Annotated in this window: 15 protein-coding genes; 12 read left to right on the forward strand and 3 right to left on the reverse strand. The window is 71.2% G+C overall.

Annotated features, from left to right (window positions below; genetic code table 11):
- Positions 1–3: 3 nt before the first annotated feature.
- Together LO931_RS09145 and LO931_RS09150 are read right to left on the reverse strand one after the other, a co-directional pair.
- Complete coding sequence (locus tag LO931_RS09145; RefSeq protein WP_229053252.1) at positions 4–1206, reverse strand: MFS transporter; 1203 nt, start codon at positions 1204–1206, stop codon at positions 4–6.
- A complete protein-coding gene (locus LO931_RS09150; protein ID WP_229053253.1) occupies positions 1203–3164 on the reverse strand; it encodes a M13 family metallopeptidase in 1962 nt (653 codons plus the stop codon). Before LO931_RS09150 ends, LO931_RS09145 begins: the two co-directional genes overlap by 4 nt.
- Positions 3165–3181: 17 nt before the next feature.
- Here LO931_RS09150 and LO931_RS09155 point away from each other — a divergent pair, with 17 nt between their 5' ends.
- Together LO931_RS09155 and ispD are read left to right on the forward strand one after the other, a co-directional pair.
- Positions 3182–4027 (forward strand): siderophore-interacting protein, encoded by an 846-nt coding sequence (locus tag LO931_RS09155; RefSeq protein WP_229053254.1) that lies wholly within the window; start codon positions 3182–3184, stop codon positions 4025–4027.
- On the forward strand, positions 4027–4716 hold the full coding sequence (ispD, locus tag LO931_RS09160; protein WP_229053255.1) for a 2-C-methyl-D-erythritol 4-phosphate cytidylyltransferase: 690 nt from the start codon (positions 4027–4029) through the stop codon (positions 4714–4716). Before LO931_RS09155 ends, ispD begins: the two co-directional genes overlap by 1 nt.
- Positions 4717–4725: 9 nt before the next feature.
- Here the strand turns inward: ispD and LO931_RS09165 are convergent, their stop codons facing one another.
- Entirely contained in the window at positions 4726–5700 is a 975-nt protein-coding gene (locus LO931_RS09165; protein ID WP_229053257.1) for a glycosyltransferase, read from the reverse strand.
- A gap of 93 nt (positions 5701–5793) precedes the next feature.
- Here LO931_RS09165 and LO931_RS09170 point away from each other — a divergent pair, with 93 nt between their 5' ends.
- The 10 genes from LO931_RS09170 (at position 5794) to LO931_RS09215 (ending at position 15708) form a co-directional block, all read left to right on the forward strand.
- Positions 5794–7140, forward strand: coding sequence for a TrkH family potassium uptake protein (locus tag LO931_RS09170; RefSeq protein ID WP_229053259.1), 1347 nt, complete (start codon positions 5794–5796; stop codon positions 7138–7140).
- A 13-nt stretch (positions 7141–7153) separates the two neighbouring features.
- Positions 7154–7828 carry a TrkA family potassium uptake protein gene (locus LO931_RS09175; protein WP_229053261.1) on the forward strand — a complete coding sequence of 225 codons (675 nt, stop codon included), beginning with the start codon at positions 7154–7156 and terminating at the stop codon, positions 7826–7828.
- A 16-nt stretch (positions 7829–7844) separates the two neighbouring features.
- Entirely contained in the window at positions 7845–8012 is a 168-nt protein-coding gene (locus LO931_RS09180; protein WP_229053263.1) for a Trm112 family protein, read from the forward strand.
- Positions 8013–8084: 72 nt separating this feature from the next.
- On the forward strand, positions 8085–9512 hold the full coding sequence (ahcY, locus tag LO931_RS09185) for an adenosylhomocysteinase (RefSeq protein WP_229053265.1): 1428 nt from the start codon (positions 8085–8087) through the stop codon (positions 9510–9512).
- A gap of 42 nt (positions 9513–9554) precedes the next feature.
- The gene (gene mtrA, locus LO931_RS09190; RefSeq protein WP_229053267.1) at positions 9555–10250 is read left to right on the forward strand and encodes an MtrAB system response regulator MtrA; all 696 of its coding nucleotides are present in this window, start codon (positions 9555–9557) and stop codon (positions 10248–10250) included.
- On the forward strand, positions 10247–11830 hold the full coding sequence (gene mtrB / locus LO931_RS09195; protein ID WP_229053269.1) for an MtrAB system histidine kinase MtrB: 1584 nt from the start codon (positions 10247–10249) through the stop codon (positions 11828–11830). Before mtrA ends, mtrB begins: the two co-directional genes overlap by 4 nt.
- A complete protein-coding gene (locus tag LO931_RS09200; protein WP_229053271.1) occupies positions 11827–13494 on the forward strand; it encodes an LpqB family beta-propeller domain-containing protein in 1668 nt (555 codons plus the stop codon). The genes mtrB and LO931_RS09200 overlap by 4 nt, the downstream gene beginning before the upstream one ends.
- 75 nt (positions 13495–13569) lie before the next feature.
- Positions 13570–14268 carry a ComF family protein gene (locus tag LO931_RS09205; RefSeq protein ID WP_229053272.1) on the forward strand — a complete coding sequence of 233 codons (699 nt, stop codon included), beginning with the start codon at positions 13570–13572 and terminating at the stop codon, positions 14266–14268.
- A 95-nt stretch (positions 14269–14363) separates the two neighbouring features.
- Positions 14364–14984, forward strand: a complete 621-nt coding sequence (hpf, locus tag LO931_RS09210; RefSeq protein WP_229053274.1) for a ribosome hibernation-promoting factor, HPF/YfiA family — start codon at positions 14364–14366, stop codon at positions 14982–14984.
- Between the two features lie 64 nt (positions 14985–15048).
- Positions 15049–15708, forward strand: a complete 660-nt coding sequence (locus LO931_RS09215; RefSeq protein WP_229053276.1) for a response regulator transcription factor — start codon at positions 15049–15051, stop codon at positions 15706–15708.
- Positions 15709–15722 lie beyond the last annotated feature (14 nt).

Here is a 15722-nt window from a genome sequence, read left to right on the forward strand (position 1 = left end):
GCGTCAGTCGTTCGCGACGACGCGGGCCGCGCGGGAGCCGGCGACCACCAGGCCGATCACGGGGATCGTGAGCACGGCGGCCGCGGCGTTGAGCGTGCCGAAGTCGCGCCACGCCACGACGAGGCCCGCCAGGAGGCCGCCGCTGGCGCCGGCGACGTTCATCGAGAGGTCGGCGATGCCCTGCACGGCAGGGCGGGCCGTGGTCGGTACCGCCGTGGTCAGCATCGCGGCACCCGCGATGACCGACATCGACCAGCCGAGTCCCAGCAGCACGAGCCCGATGATGATGCGCGGCTCGGAGTGCCCCGAGGTGCCCGCGACGAGCGTGGCCAGCACCAGCACCGACTGACCCAGGACGACCATCACCGCCGGGCCGAGCGTGTCGGCGAGCCAGCCGAACAGCGGGGACAGCGCGAACATGCCGGCGATGTGGAGGCTGATCGTCAGGCCGATCAGCTCCAGGTCCGCGCCGTGGTCCTGCATGTGCACGGGCGTCAGCGACATGACCGAGACCATGACGGCGTGCGACGCGGCGATCGCCACGACGGCCGTGAGCGCCGTGCCGCGCAGGTGGGGCCAGGGCGAGACGCGCGGCCTGCGTTCCGCGCCCGCCTCCGGGGCGAGCGGGTCGGGTCGGACGAGGAGGAAGGTCAGCAGGCCCGCGAGCGCGAAGCCTGCCGCCGAGAACACGAGGGGGCCGGCGAGGTCGGGGATGCTGAGCGCCTGCGCCACGTCGGCACCTGGCTTGGTCAGGTTCGGTCCGGCGACCGCACCGATCGTGGTCGCCCAGACGACGATCGAGAGCGACCGCCCGACGCGACGCGGCTCGGCGCGGTCAGTCGCCGCGAACCGCGACTGCAGGTTCGCGGCGGTGCTCGCGCCGAACATCACGAGGCCGAGCAGCACCACGGGCAGCGAGTCGAGATCGGCCCCCACGATCGAGACCACCGCACCCGCAGCACCGATCGCCCACCCCGTCGTCAGGGCAGGGCGTCGACCGGACCGCACGGCCCACCGGGCGAGCGGCACGGTGGCCAGCGCTGCACCGATCGTGAGCATCACGGTGGCCATCCCGGCCCATCCGGACGACCCGCTGACGTCCTTGACGAGCAGCGCGCCGATCGCCAGACCCGCGCCGTTGCCGACGCCACCCACCACCTGCACTGCCGCCAGGGACCCGACGAGGCGACCCTGGGGATAGGTCATGCCGACCAGATGGTGACGCGGTCCTCCGGCTCCAGCCAGAGGGCGTCGTCCGGGGTGACGTCGAAGGCCTCGTAGAAGGCGTCGATGTTGCGCACGACCTGGTTGCACCGGAACTCCGGCGGCGAGTGCGGGTCGACCGTGAGACGGCGGACGGTCTCGGCGGGGCGCACCTTCGCCTGCCACGCCTGCGCCCAGGAGATGAAGAAGCGCTGCTCGGGGGTCAGGCCCTCGATCGGCTCGCGGTCGCCCTCGGGCTGCGCGAGGCGGAAGGCGCGGTACGCGATGCTGAGCCCGCCGAGGTCGCCGATGTTCTCGCCGATCGTCAGGGCGCCGTTGACCGTCTGGCCGTCGGCACCCTCGGGCACGAGCTCGTCGTACTGCGCCACCAGGGTCTTCGTGAGGGCCTCGAAGGCCTCGCGGTCGGCGTCGGTCCACCAGTTGCGCAGGGCGCCGGTGCCGTCGTACTGCGAGCCCTGGTCGTCGAAGCCGTGGCCGATCTCGTGACCGATCACCGCGCCGATGGCGCCGTAGTTGACCGCGTCGTCGGCGTCGGCGTGGAAGAACGGCGGCTGCAGGATCGCGGCGGGGAACACGATCTCGTTCATCGTGGGGTTGTAGTACGCGTTGACCGTCTGCGGCGTCATGTACCACTCGTCGCGGTCGATCGGCGCGCCGATCTTGGCGAGCTCGCGGGCCGTCTCGACCGCCATCGAGCGCCGGGCGTTGCCCAGGAGGTCGGTGGGATCGGTCGTGAGCGCCGAGTAGTCCTTGAACGTGGGCGGGTGGCCGATCTTCGGCGTGAACGCCTCGAGCTTCTCGAGGGCACGGTCCTTGGTCTCGTCGCTCATCCACGACAGCTCGCGGATGGAGAGCCGGTACGCCTCGATGAGGTGCTCGATGAGCTCACCCATGCGCTCGCGGGCGGCGTCCGGGTACTCGGTGCGCACGTAGATGGCGCCGACGACCTCGCCCATCGCGCCCTCCACGAAGGAGACGCCACGCTTCCAGCGCGGCCGCAGCTCGTCGGTGCCCGACAGCGTGCGGCCGTAGAAGTCGAAGTTCTCGTCGACGAGCGCGCTCGAGAGGTACGGCGCGGCGGCGTGCACGACCTGCCACCGCAGCCAGTCGAGCCAGGACGGCAGCAGCTCGTCGGTCAGGAGCGTCTCGAGTCCCTCGAGGTAGGACGGCTGCGCCATGACGACCTCGGCGACGACCTGCGGGTCGATGTGGCCCGCGGCGGCCCAGGCGGTCAGGTCGAAGCTGGGGACGAGCGCCTGCAGGTCGTCGATCGACAGCAGGTTGTAGGTCTTCTGCGCGTCGCGGCAGGCCACGCGGTCCCAGTGGTGGGAGGCGATCCGGGTCTCGAGGTCCATGACGCGACCGGCACGGCCGGCGGCGTCGTCGAGCCCGGCCAGCTCGAGCATCCGGGTGATGTGGCCGACGTACGCCTCGCGGATCTCGGCGGTGTCGTCCTCGCGGTAGTACGACTCGTCGGGCAGGCCCGTGCCGCCCTGGAACGCGTGCGTCACGTAGCGGTCCGGCTGGCCGCGGTCGGGGGCGATGTAGATGCCGAGCACCCCGTGGGTCCCGGTGCGCTCGAGGTCGCCGAGGAGCGTCGCGAAGCCCGCGTAGTCGGCGACGTCGGCGATGCGCGCGAGGTCGGGCTGCAGCGGCTCGACGCCGAGCGCCTCGATGCGGTCGGTGTCCATGAAGGACGCGTAGAGGTCGCCGATCTTGCGCTCGTCGGTGCCCTCGGGGGCCTCGGCCGCGGTCGCGCCCTCGATGATCTGGCGCACCTTGGCCTCGGCCTCGTCGACGAGCGTCACGAAGGAGCCGGCGGTGGCGCGGTCCGGCGCGATCGGCGCGTCGCGCAGCCAGCGGCCGTTGACGTGGCGGAAGAGGTCGTCCTGGACGCGAACTGCGGGGTCCAGCTGCGTGCTGTCGATGCCCTGGGTCACCTCGTTAGGCTACAGCCGTGTCGAGCACCTACCTGACCCGTCTGTCCGTGCTGCGGGTCGAGGACGTCGCCCCGTCGATGCGTCGCATCGTGCTCGGTGGACCCGAGCTCGCCGGCATCGTCGAGGACTGGGACGGCGACACCGACGCCTACATCAAGATCGCGTTCTTCGCGCCCGGCGTCACCTACCCCGAGCGCATCGACGTCCGCGAGCTGCGCGAGACCATGCCGTCGGAGCACTGGCCCGTGATGCGCACCTACACGATCCGCCGTCTCGACGCCGAGGCCGGCGAGCTGTGGGTCGACTTCGTGGTGCACGGCGACGAGGGCCTGGCCGGCCCCTGGGCCACCCGGGCGCAGGTCGGCGAGGTCGTCCACTTCGGTGGCCCCGGCAGCGCGTACCGCCCCGATCCGGAGGCCGACCACCAGCTCCTCGTGGGTGACGAGTCGGCGATCCCGGCGATCCTGGCGAGCATCGAGGCGCTCCTGCCCGGCCAGAAGGCCACGGCCTTCATCGAGGTCGACGGTCCGGCCGACGAGCAGCCCGTGGTCACCGCGGGCGACGTCGAGGTGCACTGGCTCCACCGTGCGCCGGCGCACGCAGGCACCACGAACCTGCTCGACGACGCCGTGCGGGCGTGGCCCTGGCCGGGCGGCCGGGTGCAGATCTTCGTCCACGGCGAGTCGGGGCTGCTCAAGACGGTTCGCCCGTACCTGGTGAAGGAGCGTGGCGTCGAGCGCCGCGACGTCTCCGTCTCGGCGTACTGGCGCCGCGGCGAGACCGAGGAGGGCTTCCGTGCCTGGAAGGCCTCGGAGCGGGCGCGTGGCGAGGAGCCGATGATCCAGCCCGGGCTGCCGCGCTGATGACGGTCCACGCCCTCGTCCTGGCCGGGGGCACGGGTACGCGCTTCGGGGCGACCACCCCCAAGCAGCTGCTCGACCTCGAGGGCAGCACGGTGCTGTCGCACTCGGTGCGTCGGCTGGCGGCCCACCCGGGCGTCGACTGCATCGTGCTCGTGACGCACGCCGAGTCGGCCCGTGAGGCGCACCGCATCGCCGTGGCCGAGGCCAAGGTCGTGGCCGTGGTCGAGGGTGGGGCCACGCGGGCTGACAGCACCCGGTTGGGGCTGGCCGCCGTGCCCGGGTTGTCCGACGACGACGTCGTCCTGGTGCACGACGCCGCCCGACCGCTGGTGACCGACGCGATCGTCGACGCGTGCCTCGCGGGGGTCGTGCTGCACGACGCGGTGACCCCGGCGATCGACGTCGTCGACACCCTCGTCGAGGTCGATGCCGACGGCGTGGTCGTGGGCACGGTCGACCGGAAGGTCGTCCGTCGGGTGCAGACCCCTCAGGCGTTCCGCGCCGGCGTGCTCCGCGACGCCCACGCGGCGGCCGCCCGCGAGCCCGCCGAGCCCACCGACGACTGCGGCGTGGTCCTCGCCCACGTCCCCGGCGCCAGCGTCGCGGTCGTGGCGGGCGACGAGCGCAACCTCAAGATCACCACCCCCGCGGACCTCGACCTCGCCCGGAGATGGCTGACCGAGGGCTGAGCCGGCCCCTCAGGGCTGCGGCAGGGCCGGGGGGACGTCGGAGGGGTCCATGGGGCGCCAGGAGCGGTCGCGCCAGATGCGGCGGTTCTCGCGGAAGCCGCGCACCAGGTCGCCGACACCGCTGAGCGTGTGCTGCACGACGACGAGCCGGAAGACCTCCTTGGCGAAGGTCAGGGCGGTGCCGAGTCCGAACCCGAGGCGGTTGAGGCGCCCGTGGAGGGCGAAGTACTTGCCGACGTACGCGCGGTTGCGCATGACGTGGAAGCGGAAGAGCGGGCTGCCGTCGTTGAGGTGGCGCAGGCCGAGGTTGACCTGCCGCTGCTCGCGCTTGCGCTGCAGCACGTACTCGTCGACGTAGACGACGTCGGTGTGCTGGGCGGCGAGCCACGCGTAGGCGGCGTCGTCCCACGTGATGAAGAAGCGGGGGTCGGGGAGTCCGATCGTCCGCACGACGTCGGCGTGGATCAGCATGCCCTCGAAGGTGCCCGAGTTCGTGATCGCGAAGCCCTCGTCGTTGAACGTGCGCTTGACGCCGTAGGGGAGGGGCACGCCGAGGAACTCGTTGAACTTGGCCTGCCAGTAGAACGGCGAGCCGTCGAAGTCGTAGCGGCGTCCGTGGATGACCCGGAAGCGCTCCTGCCACGGGGCGAACCGGTCGAGCGCCTCGGGGAGGATCTCGACGTCGTCGTCCATCAGCCACACCCACTCGGCGCCGAGCTCGAGGGCGACCTTGGTGCCCTCGCAGAAGCCGCCGGCGCCGCCGGTGTTCGTGGCGAGTCGACGGGCGACGAGCACGCCCTCGTCGAACCACGCGGCCGCCTCGTCGAGCACGTCGGTGGTCGGCTCGTCGCTGGCGTTGTCGATCACGACGATGCGCCACGGAGGCGTCTCGAGCCGCGTCGCGCTGCGCAGCAGCTCGGACAGGAACTCCGGCCGGTTGTACGTGACGATCACGATCGCGAGGCGGGAGGTCTGCTCGGGCACGGTCGCCACCCTAACGACCCGGTGCCGTGGGCCCGCCCGCGGCCGCGCCGCCGAAAGCAAGCCAACGCCCCGACGCCGGTGTAGCGTCGCCTCGTGTCCCGCCCGGTGCTGCCTGCGGCGATCGCTCACCCGGTCCGCCTGCTGCCGTTGAGCTTCCTCGCGCTGATCCTGCTCGGGACCGGGCTCCTGCTCCTGCCGTTCGCCCGCGCCGGGGTGAACTCGCCCGACTTCATGGCGGCGTTCTTCACGTCGACGTCCGCGGTGACCGTCACGGGCCTGGCGTCGGTCGACACCTCGAGCTACTGGTCGCCGGCGGGGCAGACGATCATCCTCGTGCTGGTCGAGATCGGCGGGCTCGGCATCGTCGCGCTCGCCACGGTGCTCGGCCTGTTCATCGGCGGCCGGCTCGGGCTGCGTACCCGCCTCGTGGCGCAGACCGACATGCACGTCGTGAGCCTCGGCGAGGTGAAGCCGCTGTTCCGCCGCGTCGCGGTCGTGATGCTGAGCTTCCAGGTCGTGATCGCGATCGTGCTGTCGATCCGCTACCGGGCGACGTACTTCGACAGCTGGGCGACCTCGCTGTGGCACGGGGTCTTCGACGCCGTCATGGCCTTCAACAACGCAGGCTTCTCCCTGCACCCCGACAGCCTCACGCGGTACGCCGGCGACTGGCTCATCATCGTGCCCATCTGCATCGGCGTGTTCTTCGGTGCCGTGGGCTTCCCGGTGCTGGCCGAGCTCTTCAGCGGCTGGCGCAAGCCCAGCAAGTGGACGATCCACACGCGGCTCACGGTGTGGGGCTCGATCTTCCTGCTCGTCCTCGGTGCCGTGGTGTTCCTCGCGCTCGAGTGGGGCAACGACACGACCCTCGGCGGCCTGCCGTGGGACCACAAGCTCGTCTCGGGCCTGGAGGGCGGCATCATGCCGCGATCCGGCGGCCTGAACAGCTTCGACTGGGGCTCGGTGCGCCCCGAGACGCAGAGCTTCGCGACCGTCCTGATGTTCATCGGTGGCGGCAGCGCCAGCACGGCGGGCGGCATCAAGGTGACGACCTTCCTGCTGCTGGCCTACGTGATCCTCGCCGAGCTGCGCGGCGACCCGCAGGTCACGATCGGCGCCCGGGCCATCAGCTCGGCCGTCGTGCGCACCGCCATCACGATCGCGCTCATCTCGGTGATGCTCGTCGGAGGCTCCACCTGGATCCTGATGCTCGTCTCGGACGTGAGCTTCGAGGACGCGTTGTTCGAGTGCACGTCGGCGTTCGCGACGGTCGGACTGACCACGGGCCTCACCTACGACCTCAACGTTCCCTCGCAGGTGGTCATCATCGGGTTGATGTTCATCGGCCGAGTCGGCACCATTACGGCTGCCTCGGCCTTCGTCCTGCGACGTCGGGCACCGCGGTACACCGTGCCCGAGGAACAGCCGATCATCGGATAGAGAAGGAATCGCCATGGCCAGGAGCAAGGACACCTCGCCGACCGCCCCGGTCATCGTGCTGGGACTCGGTCGGTTCGGTCTTGCCGTCGCGCGCTCGCTCGTCCAGCTCGGGCACGACGTCCTGGCCGTCGACGAGCGCGCCGAGATCGTGCAGAAGTATGCCAGCGACTTCACGCACGTCGTCGCCGCCGACACGACCGACACCGAGGCGCTGCGCCAGATCGGCGCGGAGCAGTTCGAGATCGCGGTCGTCGGCATCGGCACCGACATCGAGGCCAGCGTGCTCACGGTGCTGGGCCTGCTCGACCTCGGCGTCAACGAGGTCTGGGCCAAGGCGATCAGCGGCAAGCACGCGGCGATCCTGGAGCGCGTCGGCGCGACCCACGTGATCCGGCCGGAGTCCCAGATGGGCAAGCGCGTGGCCCACCTCGTGACCGGCACCATGACCGACTTCATCGAGTTCGACGACGGCTTCGCGATCGCCCGCACCCGCGCTCCGGAGTGCTCCGAGCGCAAGACCCTCACGGAGGCGAACCTGCGTCAGCGGTACGGCGTCACCATCGTGGGCGTGAAGACGCGCGGCGAGGACTTCACCTACGCGCGCCCGGAGACCTACGTGACCCCGGGCGACGAGCTGATCGTCTCCGGGCAGACACCGAAGGTCGAGGCGTTCTGCGCGCTGACCTGAGCGCTAGGCTGGACCCATGTTCCTCGACCCGGGCCTGCTCGAGATCCTCGTCTGCCCCCAGTGCCGGGACCGTCTCTTCGTCGACGAGGAGGCCTCCGAGCTCGTGTGCCAGGCGTGCCAGCTCGCCTATCCGGTCGCCGACGGGATCCCCACGATGCTGGTGCACGAGGCGCGCTCGATCTGAGCGGCCCAGATCACCCCGCCGATCGTGCGGAGCCCCTGACGCGACCGTGTCTCTCACGGTTACGATGGGCGCATGGATTACAACGTCGCTGACCTTTCGCTGGCCGAGTACGGCCGCAAGGAGATCGACCTCGCCGAGCACGAGATGCCCGGCCTGGTCGCCATGCGTGAGCGGTTCGGCGCCAGCCAGCCCCTCGCCGGAGCCCGCATCGCCGGCTCGCTTCACATGACCATCCAGACCGCCGTGCTGATCGAGACGCTCGCCGCTCTCGGTGCCGACGTCCGCTGGGCCACCTGCAACATCTTCTCGACCCAGGACCACGCGGCCGCCGCGGTCGTCGTGGGTCCGAACGGCACCCCGGAGGACCCCCAGGGCATCCCCGTCTTCGCCTGGAAGGGCGAGACGCTGGGCGAGTACTGGGACGAGGCCGAGAAGGTCTTCGACTTCGCCGAGGGCGGACCGAACGTGCTGCTCGACGACGGTGGCGACATCACGATGCTGCTGCACCTCGGTGTCGAGTACGAGAAGACCGGTGTCGTGCCGTCGCAGGACAGCACCGACAACGAGGAGTTCAAGGAGGTGCTGCGCGTGCTCGCCCGCTCGGTCGCGAACAAGCCGCAGCACTGGACGAACATCTCCAAGGACATCAAGGGCGTCTCCGAGGAGACCACCACCGGCGTCCTGCGTCTGTACGACCGGTTCCGCGAGGGCACGCTGCTCTTCCCGGCGATCAACGTCAACGACTCGGTCACCAAGAGCAAGTTCGACAACAAGTACGGCTGCCGCCACTCGCTGATCGACGGCCTGAACCGCGCCACCGACGTCATGATCGGCGGCAAGGTCGCCGTCGTGTGCGGCTACGGCGACGTGGGCAAGGGCTCGGCCGAGTCGCTCCGTGGCCAGGGCGCGCGCGTCATCGTCACCGAGATCGACCCGATCTGCGCGCTGCAGGCCGCGATGGACGGCTACGAGGTCAAGCGCCTCGAGTCGGTCGTCGAGACCGCCGACATCTTCATCACGACCACCGGAAACTTCGACATCATCACGGTCGAGCACTTCCAGAAGATGAAGCACCAGGCGATCGTGGGCAACATCGGCCACTTCGACAACGAGATCAACATGGCCGGTCTGGCCAAGATCCCGAACATCGTCAAGGACGAGATCAAGCCCCAGGTCCACCAGTGGATCTTCGAGGACGGCAAGAAGATCATCGTCCTGTCCGAGGGTCGTCTGCTCAACCTCGGCAACGCGACGGGCCACCCGTCGTTCGTCATGTCGAACTCGTTCACGAACCAGGTGCTGGCGCAGATCGAGCTCTACACGAAGGCCGACGAGTACGAGCTCGGCGTCCACGTGCTGCCGAAGCACCTCGACGAGGAGGTGGCCCGCCTGCACCTCGACGCCCTCGGTGTCGAGCTGACGGAGCTCACCAAGGAGCAGGCCGCGTACCTCGGCGTCGACATCGCCGGTCCGTACAAGTCCGACCACTACCGGTACTGAGCCGGAAGTCCTGACGCACCGCCGTCGGCGGTCCCACCCCGCATGAGCCATCGCCGCACCCATCACGACCGCGTCCTCATCGTCGATGACGACGCCTCGCTGGCCGAGATGCTGTCGATCGTGCTCGAGGGGGAGGGGCTGACGACGGCGGTGTGTCGTTCGGGCGACAAGGTGCCCGCGGCGATGGGCTCCTTCCGCCCGGACGTCGTGCTGCTGGACCTCATGCTGCCGGGCGTCGACGGCATGGAGGTGTGCCGCCGCATCCGGGAGTCGTCCAACGTCCCGATCGTGATGCTCACGGCCCGCACCGACACCGACGACGTCGTGGCCGGTCTGGCTGCCGGCGCCGACGACTACATCGTCAAGCCGTTCAAGAACTCCGAGCTCGTCGCCCGCATCCGGGCTCGCCTGCGGCGCACCGACCAGATCCTCGAGACGCTGGAGTTCGGCGACATCGTGCTCGATCCCGCCGGTCACACGGTCCACCGTGGCGGGCAGCCGCTCGAGCTCACGCCGCTCGAGTTCGACCTGCTCGCCTGCCTGCTCGGCACGCCGGAGCAGGTCTTCACACGTGAGGTCCTGCTGCAGAAGGTGTGGGGCTACCACCACCCGGGCGACACCAAGCTCGTCAACGTCCACATGACCCGGCTGCGCTCCAAGATCGAGGACGACGCCGAGAACCCCACGATCATCCGTACCGTGCGCGGCGTGGGCTACCAGGCCATCGCCCCTTCATGAGTGAGCCCCGGGAGGGGTTGTGGGGTGGCGTCCGTCGGGGCGCCTCCTCGGTGGCCGGCTTCTGGCGTCGGTCGCTGCGCCTCCGGGTCGTCGGCAGCACCGTCGCGCTCACGAGCCTCGCGATCGGGCTCACCGGCTGGGCCCTGCTCGCGCAGGTGGCCGACGGCCTGGGCGAGGCGCGCAGCACGAGTGCGGTGGCCGAGGCCCGGGCCGGCTTCGACCGGGTCCGCGCCCAGCTCGAGACCACCGCGGTCGCCGACGCAGCGGCGGCCAGCGAGGCCGTGTCGCAGATCGTCGACTCGCTGACGCAGAGCGGCCAGGGGGAGGGGCGCTACGACGTCGTCGTGGCCGGCCCGCTGGGCGAGCCGGGCGAGCCGGCCCCCGTGCGCTCGAGCGGGAACGTCTCCGCCTCCGCGATCCCCGACGACCTGGTCGAGACGGTCGCCGACTCCGACGGGGTCTACTGGCGCTTCGCGGAGGTGCCGGTCGCCGAGGGCGAGACCCGTCCGGTGGTCGTGGTCGGCAGCAGGCTCGACGTGCCGTCGACGGGCGACGACTACGGGATCTACTACGTCTTCAGCACGGCCGACCAGCAGGAGACCCTGAACCTGGTGCGCAACGCGCTCGCGCTGGCGGGTGTGGCCATGATCGTGATGGTCGCGGCCGTCGCGCTCGTGATGTCGAGGCAGGTCCTCGAGCCGGTGCGGCTCGCCCGCCGCACGGCCGAGCGGTTCGCCGCAGGGCACCTCGAGCAGCGCATGCACGTGCGCGGCGAGGACGACCTGGCCCGCCTGTCGGAGTCGTTCAACCAGATGGCGGCGAGCCTGCAGAGCCAGATCGCCCGGCTCGAGAACCTCTCGAAGCTCCAGCAGCGGTTCGTGTCCGACGTCTCGCACGAGCTGCGCACCCCCTTGACCACGATCAAGATGGCCGGCGACGTCCTGCACGAGGCGCGGTCGGGCTGGGACCCCTCGACCGCGCGCGCGGCCGAGCTCCTGCACCGCGAGCTGCAGCGCTTCGAGGAGCTGCTGGCCGACCTCATGGACCTGTCGCGGTTCGACGCGGGGGCGGCCCAGCTCGAGCTCGAGTCGGTCGACCTGGCCGAGGTGGCCCGCCGCATCGTGGGCGACCCGGTGCTGACCCGCAAGCACATCGACGTGCGTCTGGTCGGCGCCGACGAACCCGTCGTGACCGAGGCCGACCTGCGCCGCGTCGACCGTGTCGTGCGCAACCTCGTCGCCAACGCCGCGGCGTACAGCCGCTCCGAGGACGTCGTCGTGACGGTCGGCGAGAACGCCGGGTCCGTCTCGCTCTCGGTGCGCGACCACGGCGTCGGACTGACGTCGGAGGAGTCGCTGCGCGTCTTCGACCGCTTCTGGCGGGCCGACCCGGCGCGCGCGGCCGGCGGCACGGGGCTGGGGCTGTCGATCGCCCGCGGTGACGCGCGCCTGCACGGCGGTGACCTGCGGGTCGGCAGCATCGCCGGGCGAGGCACCGACTTCGTCCTGACGCTGCCGAAGCCCGGGGGCGACGTGAAGCGACCGGCGCTCGAGCCCATGCGAGAGGCGGGCGACGCATGAGGCGGCGGATCACCGTGATCGCGATGGCCGTGGCCCTGCTCTCGGGGTGCGCCGGGCTGCCGACCGAGACCGAGGTGCAGCGCGCCAGCGAGGCGGCCGACGACGGCGACCTGATCACCTATCAGCCGGCACCGCCCGCGCCGGGCGCGGAACCGCTGGAGATCGCCGCCGGCTACCTCGACGCGATGCTCGCCTACCCGGTCTCCAGCGCGACGGCCAGCGCCTATCTCTCCCGGGAGGCCGCCGACGGGTGGGCCGCGGGCGACGGCGTGCGCATCTACCGCGCCCCCACGATGCGGGTGCGCGAGGTCGACGAGGACCTCACGCTGATCGACCTCACGGTCCAGCAGACCGGCACGCTCGACCGCACGGGCCACTTCCAGCAGGCCGCGGGGGAGGTCACGACGACGCTCGAGCTCGTGCGCGACGAGGGGGAGTGGCGCATCGACAACCCGCCGCCGGGCCTCGCGATCTCCCGCGGGTACTTCGAGACGTACTACCAGTCCTTCGACGTGCAGCAGTTCGACGTCGGTGGCGAGGAGCTCGTGGCCGACCCGGTGCACCTGCAGGTCGGCGAGCGCCTGGCGACGTCGCTGATGGCGGCCCTCGTGACGGGAGGGCCGCCCCGCGTGGCCGGCGAGACCCGGACCTACGTTCCCGGACCGGACGTGTGGAACCCCGCGGTCACGGTGTCCGGGGGCCGGGCCACCGTGCAGTTCGACGTGTCGCTGACGACGCTCGACGTCGAGGTCCGCCGTCGGTTGTCGGCCCAGGTCGTCCGCACGCTCGGTCAGGTGCCGGACGTCGAGGTGGTGCGCATCGTGGGCAGCGACGGTCCTCTCGTCGCGGGGGGCACGGCCGACCAGCCGGTCACGGCGTGGGCGCGGTTCGACGCCGCGCCGGCCGTCGGCCAGGTCTCCGCGGTCACCGAGAACGGTGTCGTGACCCTCACGAGCGGGACGCCCTCGCAGGTCCCCGACCTGCCGGAGGAGCTGGCGTCGACCGCCCAGCTCGTCGCGACGCGCCCGGGCGCGGTGGCGGTGCTGGGCGCCGACGGCGTCGTGAGGGTGGTGGGCGAGCCCCTCGAGCAGGTCCAGGTCTCCGACCAGGTCGTCGGGCTGGCGTGGGACACCCTCGACCGGCTCTGGGTGTCCGATCGTCCCGGCGGACTCCTGCGGGTGCGTCTCGTGTCCGAGGCGGGCACCGTGCAGGTGCCGGTGACCGGTGGGCTCGCCGGTGTCACGTCCTTCTCGCTGGACCCGAGCGGCACGCGGTACGCCGTGACCCGCGAGGCCGGCGACGTGCTCGCCGGGGTCGTGGTCGACGGCGACGCGCCCGCGCTCCAGGCTGCGACGCCGATCGCACCCGACGTCGTCTCCCCGGCCGGGGTCGTCTGGCTCGGTGTCTCCAGGATCGCCGTGGTCGGCGACGGCGAGACCGGGCGGCAGGTCTACCGCGCCTCGATCGACGGCTCGCCGTCGGACGCCTCGGCCGGCACGGCGCCTCGACTGCCCAACGTCGCGATCACGGCGGTCGCGGCGGGATCGGGAGACGTCCCCGACCTGTACGTGACCGATGACCGCAGCCGCCTGTGGTACCTCCCGTCCGGCGGTTCGTGGCGGCTGCTCGGCGTCGCGGCTCGGGGGCTGACCGGCGGTCGCTGAGTCCACAGGGCACGGTCGTCCACCAGCGACCCGGCGGTGGTCGTGCTCGCGGTCCGGACCCGAGACCCTCACGGAGTGGGTTCCTCGCAGCGGTGGTGGTCGGCGGCGGCCGACCTGGCGGTCGGGGCCGACTGCGCGGGGTGCGGTGCCCCCGGGCTCGACTGGTGCCCGGCCTGCGCGTCTGCCTGCCGCCCGCGGCCGCGCCTCGTGCCGAGCGACCTCGGAGCTCCCACGGTGGCCCTGCTCGACAACGCGGGCTCCACCGCGCGCATCGTCGTCGCCTGGAAGGACCGCGGACGGCAGCGACTGACCGCACCACTGGGCGACCTCCTCGCCGTGGGGTGTGCGCTGCTGCCGACCGACGGCGGCCTCGGACTGGTGCCGGTGCCGACGGCGGCGGCCCAGGTGCGCCGCCGTGGCGGCGACCCGGTGCTGATGCTCGCGGCCCGTGCGGCTCAGAGCCTGCGTGCGGTCGGGGTCGACGCCGTCGCGCACCCCGCGCTGCGCCGGGTCCGACGCACGCGCGACCAGGTGGGACTGGCCGTCGCCGAGCGCCACGGCAACGTCGCCGGCGCGTTCGCTGCAGCGCCCGACGCGCTCGCCGCCTGCGTGCGGGCCGGGGTGCGCGAGGTCGTGGTCGTCGACGACGTGCTGACCACCGGAGCCTCGGTCCGCGAGGCCGTGCGGGCGCTCCGCGCGGCCGGTGTACGACCTGCGGGGGTCGTGGTGGTGGCGCACACCCCGTCGCCCCGGGCGCGCCCGACTGAGAAGTGACAGAACTTCACACAGGGGCCTTCCCTTCGTCGCTCCGACCCGACTACGGTCATGAACATGGCATGAACGCTCATCCACAACGCGGGAGGTCACTCATGGAAATCGTCGTCACGGGCCGCAACAGCGAGATCTCGGAGAGATTCCGTGAGCGGGTTCATGAGAAGCTCCAGCGGATCGACAAGTTCGACAGCCGCCAGCGGATCAGCCGGGTCGACGTCGAGGTGACGCACGAGAAGAACCCCCGCCAGCACGATCGCGGCGCGCGCGTGGAGCTCACGGTCCGCTCGCGCGGACCCGTCGTGCGGGCCGAGGCCTGCTCGACCGACCAGGCGTCGGCGCTCGACGCGGCCGTCGACAAGCTGCACTCGCAGCTGCGCCGCGCGGCCGACCGGCAGCGCATCCACCACGGGCAGCACACCCCCGTCTCGCTCGCGGAGGCCACCTCCGACGTCCCGGACGGCCTGCTGACCGAGGTCGACGACGCTGCGCCCGAGAGTCCCTCGCCGGTGCAGATCGAGGGTGACGGGCCGATGGTCGTCCGCGAGAAGACCCACCGGGCACCCGCCATCACGCTCGACCAGGCGCTCTACGAGATGGAGCTGGTCGGTCACGACTTCTACCTGTTCGTCGAGAAGGACTCGATGCAGCCGAGCGTCGTGTACCGGCGGCGAGGCTATGACTACGGCGTGATCCACCTCGATCCGACCACGGAGTGAAACGGTTTCGTCTCAATTGCCGTCCTCGCGTGCAATCCCCGGCCTGCGTGGCATAGTTCAGACCGTGTCAGAGGCCAATGAGCGCATCCGGGTCCTGCTCGTCGACGACCAGGAGCTCTTTCGTCGCGGGGTCAGCATGGTCCTCAGCGCCGACCCGTCCCTCGACCTGGTCGAGGTGACGGGCGGCGACGAGGCGTTGACCCAGGTCGCCGAGAACCCTCCGGACGTCGTGCTGCTGGACGTGCGCATGCCGGGGCGCAGCGGGGTGGAGATCTGCGGCGCGATCAAGGCCACGTCGCCCACGACGGGCATCATCATGCTGACCGCCAGCGACGACGAGTCCGACCTCTACGAGTCCATCAAGAGCGGTGCCTCCGGCTACCTGCTCAAGGACGGATCCACGTACGACCAGGTCGCCGAGGCCGTGCGGCTCGTGGCCTCGGGCCAGTCGTTGATCAGCCCCACGATGGCGACCAAGCTGCTCGAGGAGTTCGTGCAGATCTCCAAGGGCCCCGCGCCGTCGGCCAGCCTGACCGCGCGCGAGCTGCAGGTCCTGCGCCTCGTCGCCCGAGGGCAGTCGAACCGCGAGATCGCCGGGGAGCTGTTCATCAGCGAGAACACGGTCAAGAACCACATCCGCAACATCCTCGAGAAGCTGCAGATGAAGTCGCGCATGGAAGCGGCGATGTACGCCGTGCGCAGCAAGCTCGTCGACGACCTCTGAGGAGTGATCCCGTC

The sequence above is a fragment of the Aeromicrobium sp. Leaf350 genome (genome assembly GCF_916858655.1).
Taxonomy (GTDB): domain Bacteria; phylum Actinomycetota; class Actinomycetes; order Propionibacteriales; family Nocardioidaceae; genus Aeromicrobium.